This window comes from Streptomyces sp. NPDC040405 (genome assembly GCF_055595765.1).
This window is the reverse complement of sequence record NZ_JBVIVI010000002.1, coordinates 908,520-924,367: the sequence shown is the minus strand read 5'-3', so window position 1 is coordinate 924,367 and position 15,848 is coordinate 908,520. Positions and strand designations below refer to the sequence as shown.

Sequence of the window (15,848 nt, the reverse complement as noted above, 5' to 3'; positions counted from 1 at the left end):
CGAGGCAGTACGACACGAGGCGGCCGCCGGATCCTCTGATCCGGCGGCCGCCTCGCGATATGTACGTGTTGCCGGTGGCTCAGCCCGCGGCGCACCGGGGCAGACCGGCGGTGTCCCCCGAGCGGATCTCCTTGAGGGCCTTCAGCGCGTCGTCGATGGTGTGCACCTTCACCAGCCGCAGGCCGTCCGGCACGTCCTTGGCGGCCGCCGCGCAGTTCTCCTTGGGGGTGAGGAAGAAGCGGGCCCCGGCCTCGCGGGCGCCGATCGTCTTCATCTCGATCCCGCCGATCGGGCCCACGACGCCCTTGTCGTCGATGGTGCCGGTGCCCGCGATGAACTTCCCGCCGGTCAGGTCGCCCTGCTTCGACACCCGGTCCACGATGCCGAGGGCGAACATCAGCCCCGCGCTCGGCCCGCCCACGTCGGCCAGCTTGATGTCGATCTTGAACGGGAAGGCGTAGTCGATCCCGGCCTGGATGCCGACGATGGCCCGGTCACCGGCCTTCTTGGTGGTGATCGCGATCTGCTTCTGGCCGGTCGGCCGCTTGCCGCTCTTCTCGGCCGCCGCGGCCACCTTGGCCGGGACGATTCGGAACGTCACCTTCTCGCCGGGCTTGTGCTTGGTGACCAGCTTGGCGACGTCGTCGGGCTCGCGCACCGCGGTGCCGTCCACCGACTTGATCACGTCGCCCGCGTGCAGCTTGCCCTCGGACGGGCTGCCCTTGACGACGGCGCCCACGATCACCTGGGAGGTGACCTTCCGGTGCAGCGCCCTGAGCGCCGCTACCTTCGCGCTCTCCTGGGACTGGCTGAATTCCTCCGCGTTCTGCTGGTTCACCTCGTCCGGGGTTTTGTCGTCCGGATAGAGGGTGTCGTGCGGCACCACCACATTGTCGTGGGACATCCAGCCGTAAACGGCCTCCACGAGATTCATCCGGTACTCGGAGCCGGTGACCCGGACCGTCGTCATGTTGAGATGGCCACCGCTGGTCTCACAGCCCTTGTGGCCGGAGATCTGCAGCACGCACTCGCCGTTGTGTTCGCCCAGCGTGTTGTAGGTCGGCCCCGGTGACATCTCCGCGTACGGCACCGGGATCAGCACACCGGCGCACAACAGCGCGATCAGCATCAGCAGGGAGGCGAGCATCGTCGCGGTGCGGCGTGGCATGGAACGACAGTACGGGACGCGTCCGTCAGTCCACTCCCGGGGCCGTCCGTACGAGGGGCCGGGGTTCAGGCGGCCGCGTCCGTGTCCGTGCGCGCGCGTTCCATTGCCTCTCGGAACCGCGTATATCCGGCCAGTTCCTCGACGTCCCCCACGCTCTTGCGGTTGTTGCGCGCGGTCCAACCGGCATAGAGCGTGGCGGCTATCGCCGCGAGAACGGGAATGAGCAACCAGAGAAGCGCTCCCATAGCGGCCTCCCGACCCCTTTTTTTAGCACCGCGACTGACAGATGAGCAGATTAATCCTCTGCGAGGTCAACGCTCACGGCAGGGTGCCGGTTACGCAAGTGGAGTACACCATTCCGAGTGGACTCCACAACGTAACTGTTATCCCGCCCCACCGAGCGCTGACTGTTTCGCGTGCCCGTCAGATCCCCACCCATTCCTCGGTGCCGTCGGCGAACGTCTGGTGCTTCCAGATCGGGACCTCGCTCTTGAGGTCGTCGATCAGCCGACGGCAGGCGGCGAACGCCTCCGCGCGGTGCGGGCACGAAACCGCCACGACAACGGCCAGATCGCCTACCGCCAGATCGCCGACCCGGTGGACGGCGGCCAGCGCCCGCACCGGGAAGTCGGCCGCGACCTTCTCGGCCACCCGCCGCAGCTCGGCCTCGGCGCTCGGGTGCGCGGAGTAGCCGAGGGCGCCCACGTCCGCGCCCCCGTCATGGTTGCGCACGGTGCCCACGAAGAGCGCCGTACCGCCCGCCGCGGCGTCCCCGACCGCCCCGAACACCTCGTCCACCGACAGCGGGGTCTCGCGGACCGCCAGCAGGCGGATGGGGTCGACTGCCGGGCCCTCGCCGGGATGCTCGTACGCGTGTGCCATGTCGTCCATCGTGCCGTATGCCGTCCCGTCGTGGCGCACCGCCGGATCGCGAGGCGGCCTCACGCCCGGCGGCGCGCCTTGCGGGCACGGCGCACGATCGCGGCGGTGCCCACCAGGGCGACGGTCGCACCGGCGGCGCCCAGCGTGGTGGCGTCCTTGCGGCCCAGCCGCCGCCCGGCGACCGTATGCCGCCCGGAGACCTCGTCCAGCAGCTCGGCCAGCACCTCTTCGTTGGTCCACCGGGGCCGCCAGCCCGCCGCGTGCAGCCGGCTGCCGCTGACCGCCCAGGGGTGCATCGTGTACGCGAGGTCCCCGGCCGGGGAGGGGGTCAGGCCGAGCCGGTGCAGCCGGGAGGCGGCGCCGAGGGCGACCGCCGACGGCAGCTCCATGCGCCGGATTCCGGTCAGCTCCTCGACCTCCTCCTGCTCCAGCCAGCCGTCGCAGCCGACCGCCAGCTCCCCCTCGACCTTCTCCAGCGCGGCGTACTCCAGCGCGCTGACCAGGTCGTCCATATGGCAGAACTGCCAGGTGGGACGGGATCCGGCGACCACCAGCAGCCGGGGCGACTCGAAGTATCGGGTGAGCGCGGTGTCCGTGCCGCCGACCAGGATGGCGGGGCGTACGACGGTCACGTTCAGCCCCGGGTGCGCCCGGGGCGCGCGCTCCCCCAGCCGCTCGATCTCCAGCAGGTCGCCGACGCCGGTGGCCTCGGCGGTGGCCCGCAGCTCCGCGTCCTCGGCGAGCGGCACGTCGTTCTCGGGGAGCGCGCCGTAGACCATCGCGGAGGTGCACAGCACCACCCGGTGCACTCCGGCGGCCGCGGCCGCGGTCAGCACGGTCTGGGTGCCGCGCACGTTGTAGGCGGTGCGGGCGGCGGGGTCGGTACCCAAGTCCAGGTCGACGGCGAGATGGACGACGACGTCGGCGCCGCGCAGCTTCTCGGCGATGGCCGGATCGCGCACGTCCAGCACATGCCACTGCGCCTCGGTCACCTCGCCGCGCCGCTCGTCGAGGGCCAGCACCTGTTTGATCTCTTCGGACTCCGCGAGCCGCTGCGTGAGCAGGGCGCCGGGGCCCGAGGCGGCACCGGTGACCGCCACGACGGGTCGTCGTGCGGTACGGGCCGTATCGTTTCGCGCAGCGCGAACTTCTCGGTCTGGGGAACTCACCGGGCGTCTCCAGCGGTTGTCTTCAGTACGCAGCGCGTGCACACGTACGTACCAGGTAACGCCCATCCTGCCGCAGCGCGGCGATCAGCGAAGCACTGAGCCCGTAAACCGGCGAGGTGTCTAGGCTGGGTGGTGATGTCGGGCATCCGCCGCCGGTTAGTGGCCGGTGGCCCAACGAGCCGAGGAACCCCGTGAGTGACACCCCATTCGGATTCGGCCTTCCGCCGGAGGAGCCGGAGGACGGCGACGACGGCAAGAAGAAGGGCGGCCAGGGCGGCGAGCAGGGCCCCGCGAATCCCTTCGGGTTCGGCGGGGCGGGCGGCCCGGCCGGAGCAGGCGGCGCGGAGAATCCGTTCGCCGCGATGTTCGGCTCGCTCAACCCGAACGACCTGGGCGCCGCCTTCCAGCAGCTCGGGCAGATGCTCTCGTACGAGGGCGGCCCGGTGAACTGGGAGATGGCCAAGGACATCGCGCGGCAGACCGTCGCGCGGGGCACCGCCGACGGCACCAAGGACGAGAGCGTCGGCCCCGCCGACCGCGCCGCGGTCCAGGAGGCCGTGCGGCTGGCGGACCTGTGGCTGGACGGGGTCACGTCCCTGCCCTCGGGCTCCGGGACCGCCGTCGCGTGGAGCCGCGCCGAGTGGGTCGAGGCGACGCTGCCGGTGTGGAAGGACCTGGTCGACCCGGTCGCCGAGCGCGTCGGCTCCGCCATGGGCGACGTGCTTCCCGAGGAGATGCAGGCCATGGCGGGCCCGCTGCTCGGGATGATGCGTTCGATGGGTGGCGCGATGTTCGGCACCCAGATCGGGCAGGCGCTGGGCGTGCTGGCCGGTGAGGTCGTCGGTTCGACCGACATCGGGCTTCCGCTGGGCCCGGCGGGCAAGGCGGCGCTGCTTCCGGTCAACATCGCGGCGCTCGGCTCCGGCCTCGGCGTCCCCAAAGACGAGGTGCGGCTGTATCTGGCGCTGCGCGAGGCGGCCCACCAGCGGCTGTTCTCGCATGTGCCGTGGCTGCGCTCGCATCTGTTCGGTGCCGTCGAGGGATACGCCCGGGGCATCAAGGTGGACACGGCGAAGCTGGAGGACGCGGTCGGCCAGCTCGACCCGACCCACCCCGAGCAGCTGCAGGAAGCGCTCCAGCAGGGCATGTTCCAGCCGGAGGACACCCCGGAGCAGAAGGCCGCGCTGGCCCGGCTGGAGACGGCCCTCGCGCTGGTCGAGGGCTGGGTGGACGCGGTGGTGCACGCCGCGGCCAAGCCCCATCTGCCGTCCGCGGACGCCCTGCGCGAGACGCTGCGGCGCCGCCGGGCGAGCGGCGGGCCCGCCGAGCAGACCTTCGCCACGCTGATCGGCCTGGAGCTGCGGCCGCGTCGGCTGCGGGACGCCTCACGGCTGTGGGCGTCGCTCACCGACGCGCGCGGCGTCGACGGCCGCGACGGTCTGTGGGAGCACCCGGACATGCTGCCGACGGCCGAGGACCTCGACGACCCGGACGGCTTCGTCCACCGCGAGCAGCTGGACTTCTCCGAGCTGGACAAGATGCTCGGCGAGGCGGCGGACGGCGCGGCCGAGGACCGTACGAAGGGCTCCGAGGACGGCAAGAAGGGCCCCGACGACGGCAAGGACGAGCGGGGCGACGGCGAGAAGTGAGCCTGGTGAGCCTTCACAAGGACGCGGCGCGGGTCCTCGACCAGTGGCCCGCGCCCGACGCCGACCAGGAGCGGCTGCGGCAGGAGTACGGCGGCCATCTGGCCGCGTATCCCGACGGCATGTGGAAGGCGTGCGGCGACGGGCACCTCACGGCGAGCGCGCTCGTGGTCGACCCGCCGCGGGAGCGCGTCCTGCTCACGCTCCACCGCAAGCTGCGGATGTGGCTCCAGATGGGCGGCCACTGCGAACCCGGGGACGCCACGCTGGCGGACGCGGCGCTGCGGGAGGCCACCGAGGAGTCGGGCATCGCGGGGCTGACCCTGCTGCCGGGCGGGCCGGTGCGGCTCGACCGGCATCACACGCCGTGCGCCTGGCATCTGGACGTGCAGTACGCGGCGGTAGCCCCGCCGGACGCGGTGGCGGCGATCAGCGACGAGTCGCTGGACCTTCGCTGGTTCGGCTACGACGAGGTGGCGGACGTGGCCGACGCGTCGGTGCGCCACCTGGTGGCCCGTACCCGCGCGCTGGTCTGAGGAGCGCGCGGGCACGGACCGGGGGCTGTGGCCGACAGCCGCCCGGTGGGTGTCAGTTGCTGAAGATGTTGCCCTGGTTCTGCCCGCGGGCGCCCTGCCCGCCCATGCCGAACTGGGCGGCCGCGCCGCCGCCGATCACCGCGTTCTGCGGCGGCAGCAGCTCGCTGGGCTGGACGAGTGCGTAACCCTGGCCGAGGAAGCTCAGCTCCCAGCCCTCACCGGTGCTGCCGCGCCGCCGCCACACTCCCGAGGAGTGCGTCTGCGCCTGCATCTGGACGCGCAGCGAGCTGGACCACGCGACGATCGCGTCCGCGTCGGCGTTGACGTACTTGTCCGGGGTCACCTGGAGCATCAGCGGCTTGCCCGACGTCATCAGCGCGACCTTGCCCCGGCCGGAGATGTTGAGGTTGTACTTGCCGGAGCCGGTGATGCCGAACTGGCTGTCCACCGCGATCGACTCCCAGTGCAGCGTGGAGTCGAGCGCCAGCACGTACGAGCTGTCGACCGTGAGGCCGTCGTGGTCCACGTCCACCACGTGGACGTGCTGGGCGAGGTTGGCGAGGTAGACCGTGCCCTGCCCCGAGCAGCGCATCAGATCCAGGGCCTCGCCGGTGCGGGCGCGGGCCCGCTGCTGACCGGGGGTCTGGTACTCGCCGTCGAACTCGATCAGCCCCTGATAGGCGACCATGCTGCCCTTCCGGGCGAGCACGTCCTCATGACCGGTGAGCGCGACCCGCAGCATCTTGCGGTTCTGGAGCGCGTAACGTTCCTCGGTCTGGGCCTCGGTGTAGCCGAAAAGCGGGCTCTGCATGTGTCCTTCTCCCCCTCAGCCCCGGGCCCGGAGCCGGTCGGTGCTGTCCTCGCTGGGCTGTACGACGACGAAGCCCTGCCCGGAGAAGCCGAGCTGGTACGCCTCGCCGCTGCCCCGGCCGATCAGGGACGACGCCTTGAAGCTGCGCTTGCCCTTCACCTTGAGACCGCTGGACCAGGCGACGAGCGCGTCCGGGTCCACATAGGTCTCGTCCTCGCCGCGGCCGCAGTCGACGACGATCGGGGTGCCACGGGAGGTCAGCGCGACCCATCCGGTGCCGGAGACGCCCACGTTGAACAGACCCTGCCCGGCGAACTTGGCGATGCCCTTGACCCGTTCGACGCCCCACTGGAGGTGGGCGTCGAAGGCGAGCAGATTGGTGCCGTTGACGGAGAGCGCGTCGCCGTTGAGATTGATGCAGACGACGTTCGCCCCGTAGTCGGCGAGATAGAGCAGCCCGTCGCCGCTGCAGCGCATGAGCGGCGCGCCCTCGCCCGTCAGCCACTGGGAGGCCATCTGGCGCACCGCGGGCGGGTTCGGCTCGTACTGCACGAAGCCCTCGTACGCCACCATCGAACCGGTGCGGGCGAACAGGTCCTGGCCGCTCTGCATGGCGACCTTGAGCATGCTGCTGCCGTGGTTCTCCATGCGGGCCGCGACCGGGGTGGCTGCGAAGCCCGAGATCATTTGCTGGTCCATGACGGGCTCCTTCAGACCTCGTAGGGCTGGACGACGATGAAGTTGCCGGGCGCGCCGCGGAACTGGAGGTTCACGGTCTCACCGCTGTGGCCGGGGTAGGCGCTGCGGCGCAGCCGCACCTGGCTGGAGATGATCACCTGCGCACCGGCGGACCAGGCCACGATGGCGTTGCTGTCGGCGAAGGTCGTCGGCGTGACGGGGAGCACCACCGGGGTGCCCTGGGTCTTCACGATGACGGTGCCGTTGCCCTGGAACTGCATGGTGAACAGCGCGCCGCCGGGAATGCCGTGACCCTCGATCCGGCGCACCTCGTGCTGCAGCGACTCGTCGAAGGCGAGCACGTTCTCGGCGGAGACGCAGATCGCGTCGCCCTGCAGCTCGATCGGGTGCAGCTCGGCGGCGTTCTCCGCGAGGAAGACCTGACCCTGGCCACTGCAGCGCATCAGCTGCATCTCCTGGCCGGTCGCGTTGCCGACGATCCGGCCGCGGACGCCCGCGCCCTTGTAGCTGAAGTCGACCTTGCCCTGGTAGAGCACCATGCTGCCCTGACGGGCGAGCACCGGCTGACCGTCGACGCCGAGGTCGACCCGCATCATCCGCGGGTTCTGCGGCGTCCAGCGCTGGCCGGTGGCCGCCTCGCGGTACTGGGCGAGCGCGGCCTGTACGCCGGGTGCTCCGCCCTGGGGCGCGGCCGTGCCCTGGGGCTGGCCGTGCGGGGCGGGCTGGCCGGGGTACGGCTGGCCGGGAGGCTGCTGGCCGTACGGCGCGGGCGGCGCCTGCCCCGGCGTCTGGCCGAACTGCGGCTGCTGGCCGGGGTACGGCTGGCCGGGCGGGCCGGGAGGCGGCGGCATCTGGCCGGGGGGCGCCTGCCCCGGCTGCACGATCGGCGCGGCGAGCGTGGGCGCGGCGTGTACCTGCGGTGCCGACGGGGGCTGCTGAGGCGTGCCGTGCGGCGTGCCCTGGGGCGGCGTGCCCTGGGGCGGCGTGCCCTGGGGCGGCGTGCCCTGGGGCGGCGTGCCCTGGGGCGGCGTGCCTTGGGGCGGGGTGCCTTGGGGTGCGCCGAAGCTGGGGGCGGGGGCGGGCTGCTGCGGCTGCGGCGCGGGGGCCGCCGGGGCGCCGAAGCCGGGGGCGGGGGCCGCCGGGGCGCCGAAGCCGGGGGCGGGGGCCGCCTGGGCGGGCGGCGCGAAACCGGGCGCACCGCCCTGCGCGGGCGCCGGTGCGGGCGCGGGCTCCTCCTCGGCGACCTCGCCGCCGAAGTTCCTGAGCAGCGCATCCAGTCCGCCGTCGAAGCCCTGGCCGACGGCGGCGAAGCGCCAGACGTCCTTGAGGTAGAAGTCGCCCAGCATCACCGCGCGCTCGGTGCTGAACTCCGAACCGTTGAAGGCGTACCGGGCCACCTCCTCGCCACCCGCGACGATCCGGATGTAGCCGGGGCCGACCTGGGACATCTGGCCGGTGCCGTCGAGGGTCGCGGTGAAGGAGAGCTTCTGGATGGTCGGCGGAATGCTGTCGAGGGTGACCCGGAAGGACTCGGTGTCACCGGCCTGCGCGCCGAGCTGCTGAATCGCTTCTTCAGGCGATTTGGGCTGATTGAAGAAGATGAAGTAGCGGTCGTCCGAGAGCCGTTCGTCCGCGTCGAGGCCGAAGCAGCTGATGTCGAAGGTGAGCCCCGGCCCGGCGATCTGCACACCGATGTACAGATCCCTCCCGGCGGTCAGATCGCTGATCTTGGCCTTGTGGCCGCGCTGGAATTCCCTGGCCATACGTAACGACCGTCCCCCATCCCGAAACCGGTGAGTGCATTGCGCGCCAGGCTAGCCGCTGCCGCCGACTATGAACGACGCTGGGGAAGGTGGTGCGGTTCCTCAGCCCGGTTCCGGGTCGGCGCCCGGCAGATGCGGCAGCCGCCCGGCGGCCACCACGCCCTCCAGATAGCCCCGGGCGCGCTCGGTGCGCGGATACGCCTCCAAGAGCTCCCAGAAGCGGCGGCCGTGACCGGGCACCAGCAGGTGGGCCAGCTCATGGACGAGGACGTAGTCCACCACATACTCCGGCATGCCCTTGAGCCGGTGCGAGAGCCGGATGCTGCCCTCGGCCGGGGTGCACGACCCCCAGCGGGTGTTCTGGTTGGTGACCCAGCGGACCGAGGCCGGCTGGGCCCGGCCGCCGAGATACTGCTCGGACAGCCACTCCGCGCGCGCCGCCAGCTCCGTATCGCCCAGCATGCGCTTGCTCTCCTGCGCCGCGAGCTTGTCCAGCATCACCCCGACCCAGCGCTGCTCCTCCGCCTCGGACATCCGGGCGGGGATGAGGACGATGGTGCGGTCGCCCTCGCGGTACGCGGAGACGGTCCTGCGCCGACGCGAGCTCCGGCGGACCTCGACCGCGCTCGTGCCCGAGCCACGGTTCTGCGGGCTTGGCGGGCTCGACGGGCTGGACGGACTCGGGGCGGTGCGCGGGGAAGGATCGGCGGGCACGCCCCGACGTTACCCGCTGGCAGCCGGGGAAGTCCTGCCCTCGCACGCGGTTGCGGAGCGAACCACCCCTCGGCATGCACAGCTTGTACGACTATCAACACAGCCTGTGGATAACTTTCGGCGGCGGGTGGGCGGCGGGGCGCATGCTGAGAACCGTTCGACGAGGCGATGCGGCATATCGGCGATGCGGGATCTCGGCGAAGCGGCACGCCAGCGACGCGGTATCTCGGCGACGCGGCACATCGACGAAGGGGGACGGCGATGCATCCCATGCTCAAGCCCGCGCTGCGGCGCGGCTGGCGGAGCCGGGACACGGTGCAGTTCGGGGTGGCCCGGGCGCATGCGGTGGTGGTGGGCCCGCTGGATACGGCGACGGGCAGCTTTCTGGAGCTGCTCGACGGCACCCGCGGGCTGCCGCTGCTGCGGCAGGAGGCCCAGGCCCTCGGGCTGCCGGAGGGCCGGGCCGATGAGCTGCTGGACCGGCTGACGGCGGCCGGGCTGCTGGACGATACGAGACCCGGCGGCCCGCCCGCGACCGTGGCGAGCGGCCCCGCCGCGGCCCTCGACCGGCTGCGGCCGGACGCGGCGGCGCTGTCGGTGCTGCATCCGGAGCCGGGAGCGGCGGCGCGGCTGCTCGCCGCGCGGCGGGCGACGCGGGTGCAGGTGCGCGGGGCGGGGCGGGTCGGCGCGGCGGTCGCCGCGGTGCTGTCCTCCTCGGGGGTCGGGCAGGTCGATGTGGTGGACGGGGGGTGTGTCGAGCCGTGGGACGTGGTGCCCGGCGGGCTGTCGGCCGAGCAGATCGGAGAGCGGCGGGAGGTGGCCGCGCGTCGGCTGGTGCGCCGGACCGCGCCGGGCCCGCGGCCCCGCCCGCGGGCCGGGGAGCCCCCGCCCGGCGGTGAGCCCGGGCTGGCCCTGGTGGTGATCGCCCCGCGCGACGGCCTCGCGGCGTACGCACCGGATCCGCTGGCGGCCGAGCCGCTGCTCGCTTCCGGCACACCCCATCTGTACGCGGGGGTGATCGAGAGCACCGGGGTGGTGGGGCCGCTGGTCCTGCCGGGCGTCACCCCCTGCGCGGGCTGCGCCGCCGCAGCCCGGGCCGAGCGGGAGCCGGTGTGGCCGCGGATGCTGGCCCAATGGCGGTCCGGCCGCCGCGGCGCGGCCGCCGCCTGTGACACGGCGCTGGCCATGGTGGTGGCCGGGCTCGCCGCCTCCCGGGCGCTGGCCTTCCTCGACGGAGGACTGTCCGGGGGCGCGGCGGCGCGCTGGGAGCTGGCGCTGCCCACCCTCTCCTGGCAGGCCGAGCGCGCCGAGGCGCATCCCGGATGCGAGTGCGGAGCGGCCGGGCGGGATGATGCGGTGTACGCCTCGGCCGCGGAGAGACCGCACGCCACAATGTGCGGGTGACCGACGTCCGCGGAGTGGGCGACGGGGGTCCGGGAGGCCGCCTCCCGGGATGGCACAGCTGTAGTTGGAGGGCGCATGTCCGATCTGCCGCGCAAGGCGATCACCCGCACCGCCAAGCTGGCGGCGCTGCCCTTGGGATTCGCGGGGCGCGCCACGTGGGGGCTGGGGAAGCGGATAGGAGGGCGACCGGCGGAGATCGTCGCCCGCGAGATGCAGCAGCGCACCGCCGAGCAGATGTTCAAGGTCCTCGGTGAGCTCAAGGGCGGTGCGATGAAGCTCGGGCAGGCGATGTCGGTCTTCGAATCGGCGCTGCCCGAGGAGATCGCGAAGCCCTACCGGGCGGCCCTCACCAAGCTCCAGGAGGCCGCCCCGCCCATGCCCACCGGCACGGTCCACGCGGCGCTGGCGGAGCGGCTCGGCCCGGAGTGGCAGGAGCTGTTCCTGGAGTTCGAGGACAAGCCCGCGGCGGCCGCCTCGATCGGGCAGGTGCACCGGGCGGTCTGGCACGACGGGCGCCAGGTCGCGGTCAAGGTGCAGTACCCGGGAGCGGGTGAGGCGCTGCTGTCCGACCTCGGCCAACTGAGCCGGTTCGCCCGGGTGCTGGGGCCGCTGGTGCCCGGCATGGACATCAAGCCGCTGATCGCGGAGTTGCGCAACCGGGTGGCCGAGGAGCTGGACTACGAGCTGGAGGCCGAGTCCCAGCGCGCCCATGCGGAGGAGTACGCCGAGGACACCGAGATCGTGGTGCCCGAGGTGGTGCACCAGGGCGATCAGGTGCTGATCACCGAATGGCTGGAGGGCATTCCGCTCTCCGAGGTGATCGCCGAGGGCGGGCCCGAGGAGCGTGACCGGGCCGGTCAGCTGCTGGCCCGCTTTCTGTTCTCGGGGGCGTCCCGCACCGGCCTGCTGCACGCCGATCCGCACCCCGGCAACTTCCGGCTGCTCACCGGGGACGCCCCGGACGGGCCGCCGGAGCAGTGGAAGCTGGGCGTCCTGGACTTCGGTTCGGTGGACCGGCTCCCCGGAGGGCTTCCCGAACCCATCGGCATCGCGCTGCGGATGGCGCTGGAGGGCGACGCCGCGGGGGTCTACGACCTGATGCGGGGTGAGGGGTTCGTCAAGCCGACGATCGAGCTGGATCCCGAGGCACTGCTGGAGTTCCTGCTGCCGATGCTCGAACCGGCCCAGGTCGACGCGTTCCACTTCGAGCGGCAGTGGATACGCCGCCAGGCGGCGCGGATGGCCGACCGTGGTTCGCCCGTCCACGAGCTGGGCAATCAGCTCAATCTGCCGCCCGCCTATCTGCTGATCCACCGGGTGACCCTGAGCACCATCGGGGTGCTGTGCCAGCTGGGCGCCACCGTGCGGCTGCGGGATGAACTGGAGTCCTGGGTAGCGGGCTTCGCCGCCGAGGCGGACGAAGCCGACGAGGCGGACGAGCCCGAGGAAGCAGCCGAGCCCGACGGGGACGACGAGGTCCCGGCGGAGCGGGCCGCCGAGGACGCGGAGACCTCGGCCTGACTTCGGAAACGGCCGGAGGGCCGGTCCGTATCGGACCGGCCCTCCGTGTCGACGCGTACGCGTGGTCGCGTCAGGACATGACCGCCGTGGCCAGCGCCCGGCGGGCGCGCAGCGATGCCCGCCCCGCGCTGCGCTGCAGGCGCATATGCGCACGCGCCAGGGCTTCTGGGATGAGTTGCATTTCTCGGGTCCTGTTCTGGCGCGACTCGGGCGCGCGGGAGTGATGGCGGGTAGGAGTGTCGTAGACCGGTGGGGTCATCGTCGGGACCTGCTTCATGGGCTCGTGCGTCGCTGGGCGATCGATGGTGCCGGGGGTGCTCATGCGGCGACCGGGTTCTTGCGCGGGCGGCCACGCGGCCGCTTGCGGGCTACGACGACGCCCTGGACGAAGAGCTCGCCGCCCCAGACGCCCCAGGGCTCGCGGCGGTCTTTGGCCCCGGCGAGACAGGCTTCGCGCAGCGGACAGGTCTGGCACAGCGACTTGGCGTACTCCACGTCGGCCGGGGACTCCGCGAAGAAGACCTCCGGGTCGTAGGAGCGGCACGGTACGGCTACGCCCAGGTTCTCGATGGCGTCATCGAGCTCGGTGAGGGCGGTGAGCGGGGTCAAGGGGTCCTCCGAGGAGTCAGGCGGTCGGTTCAGGTCGGTCTCTGCTGACGGGGCGTGTGCGTTGAGTTGCACGGTGGCGTGTTCCTCGTCTGTTCGGTCCGGCTCGTGGCCGGGCTCTGGCAAATCAAAAGGACCGCGGATCCCGGTGTGGGTTCCGCGGCCCTGGAAGGTGCCGACCTGATCCTGAATCAGGCTGGATAACTCCAGGGTTCGAGCCTGCGGAAGGCCCACTTGTCATGCTGCTTCGTGAGGGATCCGGCACCATTGGTCGTCAGGGCATAGGCGAATGCCTGTGCCGCTGCCGCTACCGCAGGTGCCTCGGTCGGTCGCTCGCTGCGCTCGCTGAGACGCGCTTCATTGGCGCCGGGCATACCGGTGCCGGGAAGCGGGGAGCCGAGCGGGCAGGTGGCGATGACCGATCGATCGGTCATTTTGATGGTCTCGATGAAGCTGATCATTGGTCTCCGCCTCCTCTCGGCGTCTCAGGGACCAGCGGGAACCGGTCCGGACTTACGTAGTACAACACGGATTCCTCGGTTCCCGGAAGGGCCGTTGTCTCCGTGCTCGGAAGGCTATGGGTATGCCGTCCGCGCGCGCAAACTATTTTTCCGTCGAGTTTTCCGCGGGGTCACCCGGTTGGCTTCCCTCACCCTCGACTCCCCCGTCACCCTCGTGCGCCGAGGGCAGTTCCCGGCCCGCGCAGAGCGCGAGAACGTCGGCGCCGAACCTGCCGAGTTTCCGTCTTCCGACACCAGAGATGCCGGACAGCTCCGATTCGGTTCCCGGCACGGCCTCGGCAATCGCGAGCAGCGTCTTGTCGGTGAAGACACAAAAGGCGGGCTGGCCCAGCAGCCGGGCCTGCTCGGCCCGCCAGTCGTGCAACCGCTCGTACAGCGCCTCGTCCAGCTCGGAGGGGCAGTCCTCGCAGCGCATCAGCTTCATCTCGCCCGCGTCGGTCAGGGTCCTGCCGCAGACCCGGCAGTGCACCGGGGAGCGCCGCTTGCGCACCGGGGCGCCCGGGCCGGTGCCGCGCTCGATCCCGCCGCCCCCGCCGGGCATCCGGGCGGCGGGCGCCGCGGAACCGGGCCGCAGCCCGTTCAGAAAGCGGGTGGGCCTGCGGGAGGCGCGGCCGCCGGGCGCCCGCGAGAGCGCCCACGACAGGCTCAGATGGCGGCGGGCCCGGGTGACCCCCACATAGAGCAGCCGACGCTCCTCCTCGATCTGCTGATCGGTCTTGGCGTAGGTGATCGGCATCATGCCCTCGGTCAGCCCCACCAGGAAGACCGCGTCCCACTCCAGGCCCTTGGCCGCGTGGAGTGAGGCGAGCGTCACACCCTCCACGGTCGGGGCGTGCTGGGCCGCCGCCCGCTCGTCCAGCTCCGCCACCAGGTCGGAGAGGGTGGCCCCGGGCCTGCCCCGGGCGAAGTCCTCGGCGAGCCGCACCAGCGCGGCCAGCGACTCCCAGCGGTCGCGGACCGCCCCGGAGCCCGCGGGGGGCTCGGGCGCCCAGCCGCGGGTGCCGAGCACGGCCCGCACCTGGGACGGCACGTCGTCATCCGACAGCACCGGGTCGGCGCTTCCGGCGCGGGCCGCGCCGCGCAGCAGCATCCCCGCCTCGCGCACCTCGGGCCGCTCGAAGAACCGCTCGGCGCCGCGCAGCTGATAGGGCACCTGGGCGTCGGCCAGCGCCTGCTCGTACAGCTCGGACTGGGCGTTGACCCGGTAGAGGACCGCGACCTGGCTGGGCGGGACCCCGGCGCCGCCCTGCCCGACCGGGGTGATCAGGTCGCGGATCCGGCGGGCGGTGGCCTCGGCCTCGGCGGGCTCGTCGGCGTACGCGGTGTACACCGGCTCGGGGCCCGGGTCGCGCTGCGAGACCAGCTCCAGCCGGTGGTCCGCGGCCCGCCCGCGGGCCTGGGACAGCAGCCCGTTGGCCAAGTGCACGACCTGGGGGGTGGAGCGGTAGTCGCGGATGAGCTTGACCACCGTGGCGCCGGGGTGCCGGGTGCGGAAGTCCAGCAGATGGTCGGGGGTGGCGCCGGTGAAGGAGTAGATGGTCTGGCTGGCGTCGCCGACCACGCACAGGCTCTGCCGGTCGCCGAGCCACAGCTCCAGCAGCCGCTGCTGGAGCGGGCTGACGTCCTGGTACTCGTCGACCACGAAGTGCTGATACTGGCGGCGCACCTGATCCGCGATGTCCGGCCGCTCCTCCAGCACACCGACCGTGAGCAGCAGCACATCCTCGAAGTCGATCACGCCGCGGTCGCGCTTCAGCTGCTCGTACCCGGCATAGATCCGGCCGATCTCGGCCGGGTCGCGGGGGGCCTCCCGGCCAGACTTGGCGGCCACCGCCGGATAGTCCTCGGGCACGGTCTGGGTGACCTTCGACCATTCGATCTCGCCGGTCACATCCCGCAGCTCGTTGCGGTCCAGCCGGACGCGGCAGCGCGCGGCCGCCTCGGCGACCAGCTGCACCTTGCGCTCGGCCAGCCGCGGCACCTCCCCGCCGACCGCCTTGGGCCAGAAGTACTGGAGCTGGCGCAGGGCGGCCGAGTGGAACGTGCGCGCCTGCACGCCGCCCGCGCCGAGCTGCCGCAGGCGCCCGCGCATCTCGCCCGCCGCGCGGTTGGTGAAGGTGACGGCCAGCACACTGGCGGGCTGGAGGATGCCCGCGCGCACCCCGTAGGCGATGCGGTGGGTGATCGCCCGGGTCTTGCCGGTGCCCGCCCCGGCCAGCACACACACCGCCCCGTGCAGGGCCGTCGCCACCTCGCGCTGCTCGGGGTCGAGCCCCTCCAGCACCGCGTCGGCGTCACGCGGCGTGGCCGCGTAGGCGCCCGGCGTGGAGACCTGCGGGAAGAGAGTGGAGTGCGTTGCTGGTGTCACCCCGCCATGCTGCCAGTTCCCCCGCGACCACCGCGCCGGT

Annotated in this window: 16 protein-coding genes; 4 read left to right on the top strand and 12 right to left on the bottom strand. The window is 72.4% G+C overall.

Annotated features, from left to right (window positions below; genetic code table 11):
- Nucleotides 1–79 precede the first annotated feature (79 nt).
- The 4 genes from ACZ59A_RS11520 to ACZ59A_RS11505 form a co-directional block, all read right to left on the bottom strand.
- A complete protein-coding gene (locus ACZ59A_RS11520; RefSeq protein ID WP_470956665.1) occupies nucleotides 80–1,168 on the bottom strand; it encodes a YlbL family protein in 1,089 nt (362 codons plus the stop codon).
- A gap of 65 nt (nucleotides 1,169–1,233) precedes the next feature.
- Nucleotides 1,234–1,395, bottom strand: coding sequence for a hypothetical protein (locus ACZ59A_RS11515; RefSeq protein ID WP_470956663.1), 162 nt, complete (start codon nucleotides 1,393–1,395; stop codon nucleotides 1,234–1,236).
- Between the two features lie 196 nt (nucleotides 1,396–1,591).
- A complete protein-coding gene (locus ACZ59A_RS11510; protein WP_470957891.1) occupies nucleotides 1,592–2,059 on the bottom strand; it encodes a molybdenum cofactor biosynthesis protein MoaE in 468 nt (155 codons plus the stop codon).
- A 50-nt stretch (nucleotides 2,060–2,109) separates the two neighbouring features.
- Nucleotides 2,110–3,219 (bottom strand): SDR family oxidoreductase, encoded by a 1,110-nt coding sequence (locus tag ACZ59A_RS11505; RefSeq protein WP_470956660.1) that lies wholly within the window; start codon nucleotides 3,217–3,219, stop codon nucleotides 2,110–2,112.
- Between the two features lie 191 nt (nucleotides 3,220–3,410).
- Between ACZ59A_RS11505 and ACZ59A_RS11500 the strand changes: the two genes are divergently transcribed.
- Nucleotides 3,411–4,868, top strand: a complete 1,458-nt coding sequence (locus ACZ59A_RS11500) for a zinc-dependent metalloprotease (RefSeq protein ID WP_468051615.1) — start codon at nucleotides 3,411–3,413, stop codon at nucleotides 4,866–4,868.
- Nucleotides 4,869–4,873: 5 nt separating this feature from the next.
- Nucleotides 4,874–5,401: an NUDIX hydrolase gene (locus ACZ59A_RS11495; protein ID WP_468051613.1), complete on the top strand. Its 528-nt coding sequence runs from the start codon at nucleotides 4,874–4,876 to the stop codon at nucleotides 5,399–5,401.
- Nucleotides 5,402–5,453: 52 nt separating this feature from the next.
- On the opposite strand, the gene ACZ59A_RS11490 is transcribed toward ACZ59A_RS11495, so the two are convergent.
- The 4 genes from ACZ59A_RS11490 to ACZ59A_RS11475 form a co-directional block, all read right to left on the bottom strand.
- Nucleotides 5,454–6,212, bottom strand: coding sequence for an AIM24 family protein (locus tag ACZ59A_RS11490; protein ID WP_468051611.1), 759 nt, complete (start codon nucleotides 6,210–6,212; stop codon nucleotides 5,454–5,456).
- Between the two features lie 15 nt (nucleotides 6,213–6,227).
- A complete protein-coding gene (locus ACZ59A_RS11485) occupies nucleotides 6,228–6,911 on the bottom strand; it encodes an AIM24 family protein (RefSeq protein ID WP_358626116.1) in 684 nt (227 codons plus the stop codon).
- A gap of 11 nt (nucleotides 6,912–6,922) precedes the next feature.
- Nucleotides 6,923–8,674 carry a TerD family protein gene (locus ACZ59A_RS11480; RefSeq protein ID WP_470956654.1) on the bottom strand — a complete coding sequence of 584 codons (1,752 nt, stop codon included), beginning with the start codon at nucleotides 8,672–8,674 and terminating at the stop codon, nucleotides 6,923–6,925.
- Between the two features lie 102 nt (nucleotides 8,675–8,776).
- Complete coding sequence (locus ACZ59A_RS11475; protein ID WP_470956651.1) at nucleotides 8,777–9,388, bottom strand: M48 metallopeptidase family protein; 612 nt, start codon at nucleotides 9,386–9,388, stop codon at nucleotides 8,777–8,779.
- Between the two features lie 261 nt (nucleotides 9,389–9,649).
- On the opposite strand from ACZ59A_RS11475, the gene ACZ59A_RS11470 reads away from it, so the two are divergent.
- Together ACZ59A_RS11470 and ACZ59A_RS11465 are read left to right on the top strand one after the other, a co-directional pair.
- The gene (locus tag ACZ59A_RS11470; protein WP_470956648.1) at nucleotides 9,650–10,792 is read left to right on the top strand and encodes a ThiF family adenylyltransferase; all 1,143 of its coding nucleotides are present in this window, start codon (nucleotides 9,650–9,652) and stop codon (nucleotides 10,790–10,792) included.
- A gap of 75 nt (nucleotides 10,793–10,867) precedes the next feature.
- Complete coding sequence (locus ACZ59A_RS11465) at nucleotides 10,868–12,313, top strand: ABC1 kinase family protein (RefSeq protein WP_470956645.1); 1,446 nt, start codon at nucleotides 10,868–10,870, stop codon at nucleotides 12,311–12,313.
- A gap of 70 nt (nucleotides 12,314–12,383) precedes the next feature.
- On the opposite strand, the gene ACZ59A_RS11460 is transcribed toward ACZ59A_RS11465, so the two are convergent.
- The 4 genes from ACZ59A_RS11460 to ACZ59A_RS11445 form a co-directional block, all read right to left on the bottom strand.
- Nucleotides 12,384–12,635 (bottom strand): hypothetical protein, encoded by a 252-nt coding sequence (locus tag ACZ59A_RS11460; RefSeq protein ID WP_470956642.1) that lies wholly within the window; start codon nucleotides 12,633–12,635, stop codon nucleotides 12,384–12,386.
- Nucleotides 12,632–12,994, bottom strand: a complete 363-nt coding sequence (locus ACZ59A_RS11455) for a WhiB family transcriptional regulator (RefSeq protein ID WP_179936648.1) — start codon at nucleotides 12,992–12,994, stop codon at nucleotides 12,632–12,634. Before ACZ59A_RS11455 ends, ACZ59A_RS11460 begins: the two co-directional genes overlap by 4 nt.
- A gap of 116 nt (nucleotides 12,995–13,110) precedes the next feature.
- Complete coding sequence (locus ACZ59A_RS11450; RefSeq protein WP_470956639.1) at nucleotides 13,111–13,380, bottom strand: hypothetical protein; 270 nt, start codon at nucleotides 13,378–13,380, stop codon at nucleotides 13,111–13,113.
- A gap of 142 nt (nucleotides 13,381–13,522) precedes the next feature.
- Nucleotides 13,523–15,808, bottom strand: coding sequence for an ATP-dependent DNA helicase UvrD2 (locus ACZ59A_RS11445; protein WP_470956636.1), 2,286 nt, complete (start codon nucleotides 15,806–15,808; stop codon nucleotides 13,523–13,525).
- Between the last annotated feature and the right edge of the window lie 40 nt (nucleotides 15,809–15,848).

Excerpts from the sequence above, each read along its gene's own strand:
- ACZ59A_RS11470 (WP_470956648.1), top strand. The coding sequence starts at position 9,650 with ATGCATCCCATGCTCAAGCCCGCGCTGCGGCGCGGCTGGCGGAGCCGG.
- ACZ59A_RS11490 (WP_468051611.1), bottom strand. The coding sequence starts at position 6,212 with ATGCAGAGCCCGCTTTTCGGCTACACCGAGGCCCAGACCGAGGAACGT.
- ACZ59A_RS11510 (WP_470957891.1), bottom strand. The coding sequence starts at position 2,059 with ATGGACGACATGGCACACGCGTACGAGCATCCCGGCGAGGGCCCGGCA.
- ACZ59A_RS11450 (WP_470956639.1), bottom strand. The coding sequence starts at position 13,380 with ATGATCAGCTTCATCGAGACCATCAAAATGACCGATCGATCGGTCATC.
- ACZ59A_RS11520 (WP_470956665.1), bottom strand. The coding sequence starts at position 1,168 with ATGCCACGCCGCACCGCGACGATGCTCGCCTCCCTGCTGATGCTGATC.
- ACZ59A_RS11460 (WP_470956642.1), bottom strand. The coding sequence starts at position 12,635 with ATGAGCACCCCCGGCACCATCGATCGCCCAGCGACGCACGAGCCCATG.
- ACZ59A_RS11465 (WP_470956645.1), top strand. The coding sequence starts at position 10,868 with ATGTCCGATCTGCCGCGCAAGGCGATCACCCGCACCGCCAAGCTGGCG.
- ACZ59A_RS11480 (WP_470956654.1), bottom strand. The coding sequence starts at position 8,674 with ATGGCCAGGGAATTCCAGCGCGGCCACAAGGCCAAGATCAGCGATCTG.
- ACZ59A_RS11485 (WP_358626116.1), bottom strand. The coding sequence starts at position 6,911 with ATGGACCAGCAAATGATCTCGGGCTTCGCAGCCACCCCGGTCGCGGCC.